The organism is Lentzea sp. NPDC060358 (genome assembly GCF_042725365.1).
In the GTDB taxonomy this organism is placed as follows: Bacteria; Actinomycetota; Actinomycetes; order Mycobacteriales; family Pseudonocardiaceae; genus Lentzea.
This window is the reverse complement of record NZ_JBHXCW010000027.1, coordinates 38,003-52,920: the sequence shown is the minus strand read 5'-3', so window position 1 is coordinate 52,920 and position 14,918 is coordinate 38,003. Positions and strand designations below refer to the sequence as shown.

13 protein-coding genes are annotated in these 14,918 nt (G+C 71.3%); 3 read left to right on the top strand and 10 right to left on the bottom strand.

Annotated features, from left to right (window positions below; translation table 11 throughout):
* Positions 1-41 precede the first annotated feature (41 nt).
* Both ACFWGZ_RS08820 and ACFWGZ_RS08815 read right to left on the bottom strand, forming a co-directional pair.
* The gene (locus tag ACFWGZ_RS08820) at positions 42-311 is read right to left on the bottom strand and encodes a hypothetical protein (protein ID WP_382450895.1); all 270 of its coding nucleotides are present in this window, start codon (positions 309-311) and stop codon (positions 42-44) included.
* A gap of 88 nt (positions 312-399) precedes the next feature.
* A complete protein-coding gene (locus ACFWGZ_RS08815) occupies positions 400-663 on the bottom strand; it encodes a hypothetical protein (protein ID WP_382450894.1) in 264 nt (87 codons plus the stop codon).
* A gap of 214 nt (positions 664-877) precedes the next feature.
* Here ACFWGZ_RS08815 and ACFWGZ_RS08810 point away from each other — a divergent pair, with 214 nt between their 5' ends.
* Positions 878-2,128 carry a DUF885 domain-containing protein gene (locus tag ACFWGZ_RS08810; RefSeq protein ID WP_382450893.1) on the top strand — a complete coding sequence of 417 codons (1,251 nt, stop codon included), beginning with the start codon at positions 878-880 and terminating at the stop codon, positions 2,126-2,128.
* Positions 2,129-2,528: 400 nt separating this feature from the next.
* The gene (locus ACFWGZ_RS08805; RefSeq protein WP_382450892.1) at positions 2,529-3,821 is read left to right on the top strand and encodes a PhoH family protein; all 1,293 of its coding nucleotides are present in this window, start codon (positions 2,529-2,531) and stop codon (positions 3,819-3,821) included.
* A 61-nt stretch (positions 3,822-3,882) separates the two neighbouring features.
* Here the strand turns inward: ACFWGZ_RS08805 and ACFWGZ_RS08800 are convergent, their stop codons facing one another.
* The 6 genes from ACFWGZ_RS08800 to ACFWGZ_RS08775 form a co-directional block, all read right to left on the bottom strand.
* Positions 3,883-4,653: an ABC transporter permease gene (locus ACFWGZ_RS08800; RefSeq protein WP_382450891.1), complete on the bottom strand. Its 771-nt coding sequence runs from the start codon at positions 4,651-4,653 to the stop codon at positions 3,883-3,885.
* A complete protein-coding gene (locus ACFWGZ_RS08795) occupies positions 4,650-5,603 on the bottom strand; it encodes an ATP-binding cassette domain-containing protein (RefSeq protein ID WP_382450890.1) in 954 nt (317 codons plus the stop codon). The genes ACFWGZ_RS08800 and ACFWGZ_RS08795 overlap by 4 nt, the downstream gene beginning before the upstream one ends.
* Position 5,604: 1 nt before the next feature.
* Positions 5,605-7,056, bottom strand: coding sequence for a GuaB1 family IMP dehydrogenase-related protein (locus tag ACFWGZ_RS08790; protein WP_382450889.1), 1,452 nt, complete (start codon positions 7,054-7,056; stop codon positions 5,605-5,607).
* A gap of 31 nt (positions 7,057-7,087) precedes the next feature.
* A complete protein-coding gene (locus ACFWGZ_RS08785; protein WP_382450888.1) occupies positions 7,088-7,870 on the bottom strand; it encodes a GNAT family N-acetyltransferase in 783 nt (260 codons plus the stop codon).
* A 306-nt stretch (positions 7,871-8,176) separates the two neighbouring features.
* Positions 8,177-9,814 carry an ATP-dependent DNA ligase gene (locus tag ACFWGZ_RS08780; protein ID WP_382450887.1) on the bottom strand — a complete coding sequence of 546 codons (1,638 nt, stop codon included), beginning with the start codon at positions 9,812-9,814 and terminating at the stop codon, positions 8,177-8,179.
* A gap of 251 nt (positions 9,815-10,065) precedes the next feature.
* Positions 10,066-11,412, bottom strand: coding sequence for a PLP-dependent aminotransferase family protein (locus ACFWGZ_RS08775; protein ID WP_382450886.1), 1,347 nt, complete (start codon positions 11,410-11,412; stop codon positions 10,066-10,068).
* A gap of 48 nt (positions 11,413-11,460) precedes the next feature.
* Between ACFWGZ_RS08775 and ACFWGZ_RS08770 the strand changes: the two genes are divergently transcribed.
* Positions 11,461-12,327 (top strand): DMT family transporter, encoded by an 867-nt coding sequence (locus tag ACFWGZ_RS08770; RefSeq protein ID WP_382450885.1) that lies wholly within the window; start codon positions 11,461-11,463, stop codon positions 12,325-12,327.
* Here ACFWGZ_RS08770 and ACFWGZ_RS08765 read toward each other — a convergent pair.
* Positions 12,320-12,874, bottom strand: coding sequence for a hypothetical protein (locus ACFWGZ_RS08765; protein ID WP_330856121.1), 555 nt, complete (start codon positions 12,872-12,874; stop codon positions 12,320-12,322). The two genes, ACFWGZ_RS08770 and ACFWGZ_RS08765, sit on opposite strands and share 8 nt — an antisense overlap.
* A 56-nt stretch (positions 12,875-12,930) precedes the next feature.
* Entirely contained in the window at positions 12,931-14,907 is a 1,977-nt protein-coding gene (locus ACFWGZ_RS08760) for a thioredoxin domain-containing protein (protein ID WP_382450884.1), read from the bottom strand.
* Between the last annotated feature and the right edge of the window lie 11 nt (positions 14,908-14,918).

Sequence of the window (14,918 nt, the reverse complement as noted above, 5' to 3'; positions counted from 1 at the left end):
CTGCCGCGTGCGGTGGGCGCCCCTTCGAGTGCGAGACGAGATCAGTCGTCCCAGCCCATCCAGTCAGCGCCGTCCTCGATGCCGCCGGCGGCACAGGTGTCGGTGAGCGAGGGCGAGTTCACCGGAACCGCCGCGCCGAGCACGCCGACGTTGTTGCCGCAGGCACCGACGGTGCCGTTGACGTTGTTGGCGTTGCCGACGACCAGCAGCGGCAGGTTGGTCCACTCGTGGCCCTCCTGGGCCATCGCGGGGGAACCGACGGCCAGGAACGCAGCGGCGACACCGAGGGCGGCGGCAGCCTTCTTCAGCACGATTTTCTCCTCATGAAGGTGGACAGCGGTGGAAACAAATCCGGGAGCGCCAGAAAATGGCGCCCCCGGACGCAGAACGAGAAAGGGATCAGCCCTCGTCGACAATGCCGCCGGCGGCGCAGGTGTCGGTGAGCGACGGCGAGTTGATCGGCAGGGCGGCGCCCAGGACACCGACGTTGTTGCCGCAGGCACCGACGGTGCCGTTGACGTTGTTGCCGTTCAGCAGGACCAGCAGCGGGCCGTTGGCCCAGGTGTAGCCCTCGCCGGCCATGGCGGCCGGGGCGAACGCGAGCGACAGGGCGGCAGCGGCGACGACCGCGGCACAAGCCTTCTTCACGTCAATCTCCTTCATGTCGGGTTTTCCCCGTCATTTCCGGAGTCTTCGGGGATCTCCGGAGCGGTGGGGTCTCCGTGCGGAAACGCTATAGGCAGTGATCGCAATCGACCGCACGGGTGACACCATTGTGTGACGACGTGATCAACAACATTCCCCGATCAGGTGGTGGTGGTTTCACGATTCGGTCGCCGCCAAGACGCCGTGGTAGACGCTCTACGCTCTTCGACTTGTGGAGGCCGACGAGCTGGTTCGCGGATATCTGGTGCTGGGGCTGCGGCTCGGGCGCCTGGTGTCCGGGTTCGTCGACTCGTTCACCGGCGACCCGGCGCTGAGCCGGTCCGTCGACAACGAGCCGCGCCTGCACCCGCGGGCACTGGCGGGCCACGCCCGGCAGTTGCGCGCCGAACTGCCCGGCTGCGACCTCGCCGAGCAGCGCAAACAGTTCCTCGACGCGCACCTGCGCGCGCTGGAGTGCACCGCCCGCAAGCTCGACGGGGAGCGGATCGGGTTCGTCGACGAGGTCGAGCGGTACTTCCAGGTCCGGATCCGCCCCGGCGACGAGGACTCCTACGCCCACGCCCACCGCAAGCTCGACGCGGTCCTCGAGGGCCCCGGCTCGCTGGCCGAGCGCCTCACGGCCTTCCGCACGGCCGACGAGGTGCCCGCGCGCCGGCTCCAGGGCGCCGTGCAGGCCGTCTCCAGCGCCCTGCGGGACCGGGTGCGGCGCACGTACGCGCTGCCCGAGCAGGAGATCGTCGAGTACCAGGTCGTCACCAACAAGCCGTGGAGCGGCTTCAACCACTACCTCGGCGGCTACCGCAGCCGGGTCGCGGTCAACGCCGACCTGAACCACCGGATGTCCACCCTGCCGCACCTGGTCGCGCACGAGTCCTATCCCGGCCACCACACCGAGCACTGCCGCAAGGACGCGGGCCTGGTCGCCCAGCGCGGGTGCGCGGAGCAGTCGATCTTCCTGATCAACACCCCGCAGTGCCTGATGGCCGAGGGCATGGCCGACCTCGGGCTGCACGCCGCGGTCGGGCCCGGCTGGGGCGGCTGGGCGGAGGAGATCTTCCGCGACCTGGGGTTGCGAATGGACGGCGAACTGTCCGAAAAGGTCGAGTCGGCGTCATCGGGCCTGCTCACGGTGCGCCAGGACGCCGCCCTGCTGCTACACGATCGGGGTGGGGATCCGGATGACGTCGTTGCACATCTGTGCAGGTGGCTGCTAGTGCCCGAGCGGCGGGCGCGGCAGATGGTGCGTTTCCTGGCGGATCCGCTGTGGCGCGCGTACACCACCACGTACGTCGAAGGAGTCCGTCTCGTGCGGGCCTGGCTGGACGTCCGGGCACCGGGAGAAACGCTCGGCTCGCGTTATCTGCGGCTTCTCGACGAGCCCCTGGTTCCGGTCTCGCTCGAGAACGAGGTCAGGAACGGTCTGTCGTGGCTCGCTCACGGATCGCCGGAAAACATCGCTTGACCAGCGGAAACACGGAAGCGGTCACGTTTCGGGATGTTTTCGGGCAGATGACGAATTCGAATTCACCTGTGTGGCTTCGTGCCGTTGGGGCACTTCCACAGGTAACTTCGAAACCGGCGGGACGCGACCACTGCGGACCGCGCAGGGAGGCTCTGATCGTGGCAGACGAAGTCGCGAGGGGGCCGGCACCCGGCCCTCGTGGTCGGCCCGCCTGACGCCACACCGGCGGAAGGCGAGACGACCGATCAGGGTGGTGCCTGGCCCAGCGAGGAGCGGACGCGGGTGCCGCGTTCGTGAGGGAGTTGCCGTGAACGCACGACGTCCCGCGAGCCGTTCCTCAGGCTCATCGCGCAGTTCTTCCTCCCGGCGCAAGTCCGCCGCCCCAGCCATCACGACATATGTGCTGGACACGTCGGTACTGCTGTCCGATCCCCTCGCCCCCACCAGGTTCGCGGAGCACGAGGTCGTGCTCCCGCTCGTGGTGATCAGCGAGCTGGAGGGCAAGCGCCACCACCCCGAACTGGGCTGGTTCGCGAGGGAAGCACTGCGTCTGCTCGACGACCTGCGCTTGCGGCATGGTCGCCTCGATTCGCCGATCCCCATCGGGGATCTGGGAGGCACCTTGCACGTCGAGCTCAACCACTCCGACCCGGAGGTGTTGCCATCAGGTTTCCGAACGGACTCCAACGACGCCCGAATCCTCGCCTGCTCCCTCAACCTCGCTGCTGAGGGGCGCAACGTCACCCTGGTGACGAAGGACATGCCGCTGCGGGTCAAGGCCGGTTCGGTCGGCCTGCCGGCGGAGGAGTACCGGGCGCACGACGTCACCCTGTCAGGCTGGACCGGCATGTCCGATCTGGACGTTCCCCAGTCCCTCGTGGACGGCCTGTTCAAGGAGAACGTCGTCGACCCGACCCAGTACGAGGACCTGGAGCACATCGCCGAGCTGCCCTGCCACACCGGACTGAGGTTGCTGGCGGGCACGTCGAGCGCTCTGGGCCGGGTGACCGCGGACAAGCAGATCAGGCTGGTGCGCGGAGATCGGGAGGCGTTCGGACTGCACGGGAGGTCCGCCGAGCAGCGGATCGCGCTGGACCTGCTGCTCGACGCCGATGTCGGCATCGTCTCGCTGGGCGGACGTGCGGGCACCGGCAAGTCGGCACTGGCGCTGTGCGCCGGTCTCGAGGCGGTGATGGAACGCAGGCAGCACCGCAAGGTCGTGGTCTTCCGGCCGTTGTACGCGGTCGGCGGCCAGGAGCTCGGGTACCTGCCCGGCAGCGAGAACGAGAAGATGGGGCCGTGGGCGCAGGCGGTGTTCGACACCCTCGGCGCGCTGGTGAGCCAGGCGGTCGTGGAAGAGGTGATGGACCGCGGGATGCTCGAGGTCCTGCCCCTCACCCACATCCGCGGCCGTTCGCTGCACGACTCCTTCGTGATCGTCGACGAGGCGCAGTCGTTGGAGCGCAACGTGTTGCTGACCGTGCTGTCCCGCCTGGGCAGCAACTCGCGGGTGGTGCTGACGCACGACGTGGCGCAGCGCGACAACCTGCGGGTGGGCCGGCACGACGGCGTGGCGGCGGTGATCGAGAAGCTGAAGGGCCACCCGCTCTTCGCCCACGTCACCCTGACCCGCTCGGAGCGCTCGCCGATCGCGGCCCTCGTCACGGAGATGCTGGAGGACTACGCCTCCTAGCGTCCCGAACGAGGACGGCCCCGCGCAGCTTCCGTTGCGCGGGGCCGTTTCCACGTGTCCGCTAGTCGAGCGCGCGCTTCATGAACCCGCGCAACCCGAGGCCGCCGAACCCGGCGATCGCGACGACGAGCACGAGCAGCACGACCGGCATCGGGATGTGCGGCACGCCCGGCACCAGTTCGGCGCGCATGCCCTCGCTCACGTAGGTCAGCGGGTTGAGCGCGCAGATCACCTTGAACCACAGCAGGTTGTCGCTGAGCGACCGCCACGGGAACTGCGCGGAACCCGTGAACAGCAGCGGGGTCAGGATCACCGCGAACATCACGTTGACCCGGCGCGCGGGCACCGACGTGCCGATGACCATGCCGACGCTGCCACCGGCCAGGCACCCGAGGACGATCACCAGCAATGCGCCGGGAATGCCCTCCCAGGCCCAGGACACGTCGAGCATGACGAACCCGACGGGCACCATCAGCACCGCCGCGAAGAACCCGCGGATCGCACCGAACACGATCTTCTCCACCGCCACGAGCGGGATCGAGATGGGCGCGAGCAGCCGGTCCTCGATCTCGCGCGTCCACGAGAAGTCCAGCACCAGCGGCAGGGTCGTGTTCTGCAGCGCGCCCAGGAACCCGTTCATCGCGATGATGCCCGGTAACAGCACCTGGGCGAAGTCGCCCTGCACGTACCCGATGTCCCCCAGCACCTTCGCGAAGATGAAGAGGATGAAGAACGGCTGGATGATCACCTGCGCGAGGAAGCTCGGCAGTTCGCGACCCGTGACGAAGACGTCGCGCCACAGGATCGCCCGGAACGTCGTCAACTGGCTCACCGCAGCTCCCTGCCGGTCAGGTGGATGAAGACGTCTTCCAGGCTGGGCTTGCCGATCGCGACGTCGCTCACGACGACGTCGAGGCCGCTCAGCACGGTCAGCACCGCGGGCAGCGTGACCGCGGTGTCGGCGTCGGTGTAGACGCGGTACATGGCGCCGAGCTCCTCGACGCGCTGCACGTCGTCCACTTCGGACAGCGCCTGGACGATCTTGGCGGACTCGGGGCCGTTCGGGCTCACCGTGACGCTGACCGTGTTGCTGCCGGGCAGGCTCCGCGTGAGCTCGGCCGGGGTGTCGAGGGTGAGCAGCTTGCCGTGGTCGACGATGCCGACGCGGTCGCACAGCTTCGCGGCCTCGTCCATGTCGTGCGTGGTCAGCACGACCGTGACGCCCTCGTCGTGCAGGGCGGCCACGCGTTCGTGGACGAAGAGCCGGGCCTGCGGGTCGAGGCCGGTGCTCGGCTCGTCGAGGAACAGCACCTTCGGGCGGTGCATCAGCGCGCGGGCGATCATCAGCCGTTGCGCCTGGCCGCCCGACAGCGTGTCGACGAGCGCCTTCGCGTGGTCCTTCAGGCCCATCCGCTCCAGGATGTCGTCGGCGAGCGCTTCGCGTTCCCTGGAACCGATGCCGTGGTAGGCCGCGTGGAACAGCAGGTTCTGCCGCGCGTTGAGCGAACGGTCGAGGTTGTTGCGCTGCGGCACGACGGCGAGCAGCTGCCGTGCGCGCTTCGAGTCGGCGACCACGTCGACGCCCTCCACGAACGCCTGCCCCTCGGTGGGGCGCACGCGCGTGGTCAGCACGCCGACCGTCGTGGTCTTGCCGGCTCCGTTCGGGCCGAGCAAACCGAAGACCTCACCACGTCGGACGGAGAAGCTCAATCCGTCGACCGCAGGTTTTTGTCCTGGTTTGTAGATTTTGCGGAGTTCTCTTACCTCGACCGCTTCGTCCATTTCACCATCCCCCTGGCAGGGGCCGTCCCTCCGCGAACCCAGCCGCCGACTGGATGCCGAGAACTGCCCTGGCGTGGAATTCCTCGAGCGAAGTCGCGCCGGCATACGTGCAGGCCGAGCGGACGCCGGAGGTTATCGCATCAAGCAGGTCCTCCACACTCGGCCGCACCGGGTCCAGGCGCATCTTCGACGTGGAGATGCCTTCTTCGAACAATCCCTTCTTGGCGCGGTCGAACGCGTTGTCGCTGCGCGTGCGGGCCGTGACGGCACGTTTCGACGCCATTCCGAAGGATTCTTTGTAGAGGTTTCCGCGTTCGTCGCGCTGCAGGTCGCCCGGCGACTCGTAGGTGCCGGCGAACCAGCTGCCGACCATGACGCTGCCGGCGCCGGCCGCGAGCGCCAGCGCCACGTCGCGCGGGTGCCGCACGCCGCCGTCGGCCCAGACGTGCTTGCCGAGCCGGCGCGCCTCCGCCGAGCACTCCGCGACGGCGCTGAACTGCGGCCGCCCGACACCGGTCATCATGCGCGTGGTGCACATCGCGCCGGGACCGACACCGACCTTGACGATGTCCGCGCCGGCCTCGACCAGGTCGCGCACGCCCTCCGCGGTGACGACGTTGCCCGCCGCGATCGGCACGTGCGGGTGCGCGCCGTCCACGGCCTTCCGCACCGCCTTCAGGGCGGTGATCATCTTCTCCTGGTGCCCGTGCGCGGTGTCCACGACGAGAACGTCCACACCGGCCTCGAGCAGCGCCTCGGCTTTGGCCTTCACGTCACCGTTGACCCCGATCGCGGCGGCGATCCGCAGCCTGCCGTCCGCGTCCGCCGCGGGCTGGTAGACCTCCGCGCGCAACGCCGCGAGCTCGGTCAGCACCCCGCTGAGCCGGTCCTGCTCGTCGACGCCGAGCGCGACCTTGTGCGTGCTGTGGTGGAGCTTCTCGAAGACGTCCTGCGGCTTCGTGCCGAGGGGCAGCTTCAGCACATCGGTGTTCATCACGTCGCCGAGGCGCGCGAACCGGTCGACGCCCGTGAGCGCCGCCTCGTCGACGACCCCGAGCGGCCTGTTGCCCTCGTCCACGACCACGACCGCGCCGTGCGCCCGCTTGTGGATGAGGTTCCACGCGTCGGCCACCGCGTCGCCCGTGGTGAGCGTCAGCGGGGTGTCCCAGACCGGGTGCCGCTCCTTGACCCACGAGGTGATCTCCGCGACGGCCTCGGTCGGCACGTCCTGCGGGATGACGACGATCCCGCCGCGCCGCGCGATGGTCTCCGCCATCCGCCGGCCTGCCACGGCCGTCATGTTCGCGACGACGACGGGGATCGTGGCCCCGGTGCCGTCCGAAGTGGAGAGGTCGACGCCGAACCGCGACTCCACGGCGCTGCGGCCGGGAACGAGGAACACGTCGTCGTAGGTCAGGTCGTAAGAGGGTCGATGCCCTTCGATGAACCGCACGTGCTTCCACGATACGCGTCTTCGCAGGTTCTCACGGTGTCCAGACGTACCCCGTGGTCGTGGTGACCGCCACGAACCCGAGCCGTTCGAGGATCGGCCGGCTGTCCTCGGTGGCGTCGACCTGGAGGTACTTCACGCCTCTCGCCAGCGCCGTTTCCGCCCGGTGCGCGACGAGGGCGCGGTAGATGCCCTTGCCGCGCCACTCGGCGAGGGTGCTGCCGCCCCAGAGACCGGCGAACTCCGTGCCGCGCACGACCTCGAGCCGCGCGGAGGACACGACCCGGCCGCCCGCCTCGGCCAGGACGATGACCGTGTCGGGGTCGTCCTTCTTCTCGAGCAGGTAGTCGACGAGGAAGCTGACGTCCTTGCCGAACGCCTCGCTCGACGACGCGACGGCACTGCGGATGTCGGCCGCGTCCCTGGTCTCCCTGAGCGTGATCTCCCGGTCGAGCCGGACGGGCGTGGCCATCTCCTCGGCCCTGCCGATCAGCACGGTCTCGAGGCCGTCCGACTCGAACCCCGCCTCCACGAGCCGTTCGGGCAGGTCGGCCGGGGTGTCGTGGCCCCAGGTCTTCCACTCGAACTCCTGGCCGAGGGCCTGGAAGAAGTCGCGCTGGCGGGTGATCAGGTCGTCGAGCTCGCGGCCGGTGACGCCGAGGGCCGGTGATCCCGCGACGAAGCCGCGGCGGTTCGGGTAGGACACGCGGTGCACGGGGCCGTCGAGGTCGACGGTGGCCTCGGGGTCGCGGGAGGCCCACTCGGCGGAGCGGGCCTGGTCGTCGTACGCGCGCAGGAGCGTGGAAGCATCGGTCACCGGCGGGACGGTATTGCCGGGTGACGGCTGGTCGCACGCGATTTTCGGAGTGGGGCCTGGCCGCGAGTGCCGGGGCGCGGGGACGCGATGGGGCTGGGCCGAGGTGTGGGGACGAGGTGCGGGGACGCGGGGACGAGGTGCGAGGGCACCAGGTGCGGGGCGACGAGGTGCGGGGCGACGAGGTGCGGCGGCACCCGGACGGCCGCCAGGTGGGAGCCGGGCGAAATGTTCGGCGCAAGTGCGGCTCGCCGGTCCGGGTCTCCCGGTCCCAGCGGCCCCGACGCCCCGGAGGACAGCCGGGACGCCTCACTCCTCCGGCGTCGGCTGGCCCTCCGGCGTCGGCTGGCCCTCCGGCGTCGGCTGGGTTTCCGGCGTCGGCTGGGTTTCCGGAACCGGCCGGGCCTCCGAGACCGGCCGGGCCTCCGGGACCGGCCGGGCCGCGGGCAGCAGGGCTCGCACCTCGTCGATCGTCGTCGCCTCCGACGGGTCCTTGTCCGGCCGGTAGCGCACCACGCGGGCGAAGCGCAGGGCCACGCCGCCGGGGTAGCGCGGCGAGACCTGGACGCCGTCCAGCTCGATCTCGATCACCAGCTCCGGGCGGACCGTCACGACCCACTCGGAGCGGTCCACGGCGATGGCCTGCAGGGCCTCGGTCTGCCACTTCAGCAGTTCGTCGGTGAGGCCCTTGAAGGTCTTGCCGACCATCACCGGCGGGCCGCCGTCCGGGTCGCGGGCGCCCAGGTGCAGGTTCGACAGCCAGCCCCGGCGGCGGCCGCTGCCCCACTCGACGCCGAGCACCACCAGGTCGAGGGTGTGGACCGGCTTCACCTTCTGCCAGGCCCTGCCGCGGCGGCCGGCGGCGTAGGTGGAGGCGAGCGACTTGACCATCACGCCCTCGTGGCCCGCGGCCAGCGAGGCCGTGACGACCTCGGCGGCCTCCGCGGGCGACGGGTCCTGCACGCCGGGGATGACGTGCTCGCCCGCCACCTGGCGCAGCGCCGCGAGGCGGTCGCGCAGCGGTTCGTCGAGCAGGTCCTTGCCGTCGAGGTGCAGGCAGTCGAAGAAGTACGGGTGCAGGAGCAGCTCGCGTTCGTCCTGCGCGCCGAAGCGGCTCATCGTCTCCTGGAACGGGCGGGGCCTGCCCTCGTCGGTCAGGGCCAGGGTCTCGCCGTCGAGCACCACGGAGGTGCAGGGCAGGCCGCGGACCAGCTCCACCAGTTCGGGCACGGTCTTGGTGATCTCGCGCAGCGTGCGGGTGTAGACGTGCACCTCGTCGCCCGCGCGGTGCACCTGGATGCGGGCGCCGTCGAGCTTGTGCTCCACCACGCAGCTGCCGATCTCCTCCAGGGCCTCGTCCAGCGACTCCGCGGGCGAGGCGAGCATCGGGCGCAGCGGACGGCCCACCTCCAGGCGGAACGCCTCCAGCTCGGCGGCACCGCCGTGCAGCGCGGCCACCGCCGTCTCCGGCAGGCGGCCGGACAGCATGAACGCGCGGCGGACCGTCTCGCCGGGCACGTCGGCCGCCGAGGCGATGGCGTCGAGCATCACGCCCTCCAGCGCGCCCTGGCGCAGCTCGCCGGTGAGCAGCCGGCGCAAGAAGTCCTGCTCCGCCTCCGTGGAACGGGCGAAGAGCGCGGTCAGCAGGTCGACCCGGCGCTGGGCGGAGCCCTTGCCGGAGGTCGCCGCCACCTCGGCGAACGCGGCGTCGACCTCGGCGATCGTGAGCCCCGCTGCGGCGGCCGGGGGCACCGCGAGGTCGACGACCGTGCGCCAGCCCGTGCCGATGCGGCCCTGCCGGGGCGTGCCGATGAGGAACGACACCACCGCGACCACGACGTCGGCCGTCGCCGAGCGCAGCACCGCGGACAGCGCCTTGACCTTGGCCAGGCGCGACCGGGTCGCCGCCACGGCGGTCGACGTGTCGACTACTTCGGAGAAGAGCACGGGTCCCATGGTGCACCCGAGCACTGACAATTTCTCGAGACGCGGGCCAGGCCGGCCCGGCCGACGGATCTACCTGGGGATTCACTGGACGATGCGCGCCCTGCCGGCCGCCGCTCCCGGCACCGGCGACCGCGAACACGTCCTGGGCGACGACGTCGGCACCCGGCGCGAGCACGGCCTGGGCGACGACGTCGGCCCCCGCGCGAGCACGGCCCGGGCGCCGACGTCGGCGCCTAGCGCCAGCACGTCCGCTAGGCGGCTGCCGCGATCTCCCCGACCGCCTCGCGCAGGCGGTCCGGCGACAACGCCGCGTACCCCAGCACCAGACCGGGCCACATCGGCGTGCGCGTGTACTGCGCCAACGCCCACACGTGCACCCCTCGTGCCTCGAGCCTGCCCTTCAACGCGAGGTCGTCCGTCCCGTCCGGCATGCGCAGCACGACGTGCAACCCGGCCGCCACGCCGACGGCCTGCCATCCCGGCAGGTGCTCCGCCACGGCTTCTAGCAACGCATCGCGCCTCTTGCGGTAGAGCGCGCGCGTTCGGCGCAGATGGCGGTCGTAGCCGCCCGTCCGCAGCAGGTGCGCGAACGCCGCCTGCGGGATCGTGCCGGTGCCCATGTCGTTGTACTGCTTGCGCCGCACGATGTCCTCGCGCAGGCGTTCCGGCACCACCAGCCACCCCAGGCGCAACGCGGGCGCCAGCACCTTGCTCGCCGTCCCCTGGTACACCACGTGCTCGGGTGCGAGGGCCTGCAACGCGCTCAGCGCCGGCCGGTCGTACCGGTGCTCGGCGTCGTAGTCGTCCTCGATGATCAACGCGTCCCGCGACCGCGCCCACTCCACCAGCGCGCGGCGGCGTTCGGGGTGCAGCACCACGCCCAGCGGGAACTGGTGCGCGGCCGTCACGAGCACGGCCCGGCAGTCCGTCCGGGACAGGAGGTCGACCCGGATCCCCTTGTCGTCCACGGGGATCGGCACGGTGTCGAGACCGTGCGACCGCAGCATGTGCTCGCTGCCGAAGTGGCTGGGCTCCTCGATCGCGATGCTGCCGTCGAGGACGCGCGCGGTCAGCTGCAACCCGTCCGCGGCGCCGTTGGTGATCACGGCGTCCCGTGCGACTACGGCCCGCACCCGCGCCAGGTAGTCGACGATCTCCTTGCGCAGCCCCGCGAACCCGGCGGGGTCGGGGTAGGCGAGGTCGTCGTCCGGCAGCTCGGCCAGCGCCGCCCGGTGCGCGGAAACCCATTCGGAGCGCGGAAAGGCGCCCAGCGCGGGCAGCCCCGGCCGCAGGTTGTACCGCCACCGCGGCGGCGGCTCCGGCACCCCGCACGCGTCGGCGGGCCCGAGGCTCGCGACCGTGGTCCCCGAACCGCGGCGCGACGTGAGGTACCCCTCCGCCACGAGCTGCGTGTACGCCGACGTCACCGTGCCGCGCGCGACCCCGAGCTGCGTCGCGAGGTCCCTGCTCGACGGCAGCCGCGTACCCGGCACGAGCCGTCCGTCGCGGATCGCCCGGCGCAGCTCGACCTCCACGCCGCGCCGCCGCTGGTGCCCCGGCAGCAGCAGCTCGCGGAAAGTGGTCCAGTTCGTGGCCATCGAAGTGGAGCTTATGCCTGGACCAGTCCGGCGCAAGGCTCTAGCACCATGAGACTCGGGGTGGCCGCGGGAGCGGCAGCGGCAACGATCGTCGGAGCGTCGGTGCCGGTCACGGGGATGCTGGAGGGCTACCCGGTGCTGACCGGCCAGGCGATGCGCTATGCGCTCGGTGCGGCCGTGTTGCTGCTGGTGGCACGACGCTTGCCCATGCCGTCGTGGCGCGACATCCCGCCGTTGCTGGGCGTCGTCGCGACGGGCATGCTCGGCTTCAACGCCCTGTTGATCGCCGCGCAGCAGTACGCGGAACCCGGTTTCGTGGCCGCCGTGATGGGCGGCTCCCCTGTCGCACTGGCGTTGCTCTCACGCCAACGCACTACCTCGGCCCTGGTGGGTGCCGTGGTGGTGGCGGCGGGCATCGTGCTGTTGTCCGGCGGCGGTTCGTGGCACGGTCCCGGACTCGTGCTCGCCCTGCTCACGATGGTCGGCGAGGTCTGCTTCACGCTGTTCGCCGTCGGGGTCGTGCGCCGCCTCGGCGTGCTGGGCGTGGCCACCTGGACGTGCCTGCTGGCGACGGTGATCGGCGCGGTGCTCGGCACGTTCGTCGGCGGCTGGCAGGTGCCGGACGCCCGGCAGACGTCCGCTCTCGTGCTGCTGGCGGTCCTCGTGACCGCGCTGGCGTTCGGGCTCTGGTACTTCGCCGTCAACCGGCTGGGCTCCGACCGCGCCGGCGTGCTCATCGGCCTGATGCCGGTGTCCGGCCTGGCCACCTCGGTCCTGCTGGGCGCCCAGCACCTCACGCTCGTGTCGGTCCTCGGCGTCACCACGGTCGCGCTCGGGTGCGTCATCGGCCTGCGCAGGGCGCCGGAGCCGTCCGTCGGCCTCGCGGTCGAACGGACGGCTCCCGGCGTCACGTGAGGTCGGGCCCCTGCGAACGCAGGTCGTCGACCTTCGACATCGCGTCGCGCAGCTCACCGAGCCACGAGTCGGCGTGCTCGCCGACCAGCCGCACGGCCCACGCCAGCGCATCGGCACGAGACCGCGCCACGCCCGCGGCGACCAGGGTGTCGAGCACCTGGCGTTCCGGCTGGCGCAGGCGCGTCATCACCGGCACGGCCAGGTGCGTGAACAGCTCGCGCGTGCCGCCCTGGACCGCGCCCCAGGCCACCTTGCGGCCGTAGCGGTGCTCGGCCTGGCGGGCGATCTCGATGCGCTCGTCCCGCGTCTCCTCGCGCCAGCGGGCGATGCGGCCCGACTCGGCCGCGGCGCGCGAGGCGTCGTCGAACTCGCCTTCCAGGTCGGCCAGCGTGCCGACGACCGTGATCTCCTCGCGGTCGACGACCACCTCCGGCGCGCCCGTGAACCACGCGTCGGGCAGCCGGCCCGCGAACCACGCCGCCGCGTCGTCGGCCGACGGCAGGTCAGCCTGCTGCCACCCGCCTCGTCCTCGCCATCCTCGTCCCATCGGAACCACCCCTGATTACATGATTACGTCGTTGCCGACGTTACGCCTGCAATCAGTCAGAGGGTGTTCGCCGTCAGCGAAGTGACCAGCGCGTCCACCGACGCCACGGGCAGGTCGCACACGTAACTGCGGCACACGTAGGCCGCAGGGGCCTCATCGAGCAACGGCCGGTCTTCGAGCATCGGCACCGACGACTGCTCTCCGGCAACGACGACGCCGCCTCCGGGCACATGGGCGACCGCCGCCGCCCACAACGCCGCACGGCGCGGATCGTCGCCCGCACCCACGACGGCCACCTGCAACGGACCGGCGACCAACGTCTCGGCGACCGTCAGCCAGTGACCGGCGAAGCGCGGCGCGCGAGCGGCCAGCAGCCCGGCCCGCGTCACCGCCGCCGACGCGGCCTCCGCGTACCGCGCCGACCGGTCGGGCCCGGAGAGCAGGGACGCCGTCACCAACGCCGAGGCCAGCGAGGACGCCCCGGACGGCGACGCGTTGTCGGTCGAGTCCGCAGGACGGCGAACGAGCACCTCGGCGTCGTCGGCGGTGTCGTAGTAGGCACCGGGCGTGTCCGCCACGGCGAACCGGGCGAGCGCCGTGTCCAGCAGCCCGCACGCCAGGTCGAGCCACCGGATCGACCCGGTGACCTGGTGCAGCGCCAGCAGTCCGTCGGCGAGGCAGCCGTAGTCCTCCAGCACGCCGGACGACGGCCCGGCCACGCCGTCCCGCGAGGTCCGCAGCACCCGGCCCTCGACCAGGTGGACCGAGGTCAGCAACGACGCCGCCTCGAACGCCGCCGCGACCCACGCGGGTTCGGCGAAGAACGCGCCCGCCTCGGCCAGGGCCGCGATCGCCATGCCGTTCCAGGCCGCGACCACCTTGTCGTCCCGGCCGGGCTGGGGCCGCGCGGAACGCCGTTCCAGCAACGCCGCCCGCACCTGCTCCCCCGGTTCCGACACGAACCGCAGCGTCGACTTGCCGTCCTCGAAGTTCGGCTCCGCGGTGACCCCGAAGGCCGCGGCCGCGTCACCCAGCTCGTCGGGGGACCACACGTAGGTCAGGCCTTCGACGCCGTCGGTGTCCGCGTCCAGCGACGCCGCGAAGCCTCCTTCGGCCGTTCGCAGGTCCCGCAGCAGGAACGAAGCCGTGTCCCTGGCGACGCGCGCATAGCGTTCCGAACCGGTGACGCGGGTCAGGTGCGTGTAGAAGCGCAGCAGCAAAGCGTTGTCGTACAACATCTTCTCGAAGTGCGGCACGATCCACGACGCGTCCACGCTGTACCGCGCGAACCCGCCGCCGAGCTGGTCGTACATGCCGCCGTTCGCCATCGCGTCGGCCGTCGACGTCGCCATCGAGATCGCCTCGACCGACCCGGTGCGCTCGTGGTGGCGCAGCAGGAACTCGACGACCATCGACGGCGGGAACTTCGGTGCGCCGCCGAAACCTCCGTTGCGCCGGTCGAACTCGCCCAGCAACGACACCACCGCACCGGCCAGCGCATCGGAGTCCACAGTGGACGGCGGTAGCGGCGCGGCGTGCCGGGAGATCTCCTCCACCACGGCGGACGCGGACTGCAGGACCTCGTCCGGGCTGGCGGCCCACGTGGCCGACACGGCCTCGATGAGCTGCGTGAACGACGGCATGCCCTGCCGCGGCGACGGCGGGTAGTAGGTGCCGGCGTGGAACGGGCGCGCGTCGGGCGTGAGGAACACCGTCATCGGCCACCCGCCGTGGCCGGTCATGGCCTGCGTGACCTCCATGTAGACGGCGTCGACGTCGGGACGTTCCTCGCGGTCCACCTTCACGGACACGAAGTGCTCGTTCAGGTACGCGGCGACTTCGGCGTCCTCGAACGACTCGTGCGCCATGACGTGGCACCAGTGGCAGGCGGCGTACCCCACGGAGAGCAGCACCGGGACGTTGCGCCGGCGCGCCTCCGCGAACGCCTCCTCGCCCCACGGCCACCAGTCGACCGGGTTCCCGGCGTGCTGGAGCAGGTACGGGCTGATCGCGTCCGCGAGTCGGTTCGCCATGCCTCCACCCT

Excerpts from the sequence above, each read along its gene's own strand:
- ACFWGZ_RS08815 (WP_382450894.1), bottom strand. The coding sequence starts at position 663 with ATGAAGGAGATTGACGTGAAGAAGGCTTGTGCCGCGGTCGTCGCCGCT.
- ACFWGZ_RS08795 (WP_382450890.1), bottom strand. The coding sequence starts at position 5,603 with ATGGACGAAGCGGTCGAGGTAAGAGAACTCCGCAAAATCTACAAACCA.
- ACFWGZ_RS08775 (WP_382450886.1), bottom strand. The coding sequence starts at position 11,412 with ATGGCCACGAACTGGACCACTTTCCGCGAGCTGCTGCTGCCGGGGCAC.
- ACFWGZ_RS08770 (WP_382450885.1), top strand. The coding sequence starts at position 11,461 with ATGAGACTCGGGGTGGCCGCGGGAGCGGCAGCGGCAACGATCGTCGGA.
- ACFWGZ_RS08765 (WP_330856121.1), bottom strand. The coding sequence starts at position 12,874 with ATGGGACGAGGATGGCGAGGACGAGGCGGGTGGCAGCAGGCTGACCTG.
- ACFWGZ_RS08760 (WP_382450884.1), bottom strand. The coding sequence starts at position 14,907 with ATGGCGAACCGACTCGCGGACGCGATCAGCCCGTACCTGCTCCAGCAC.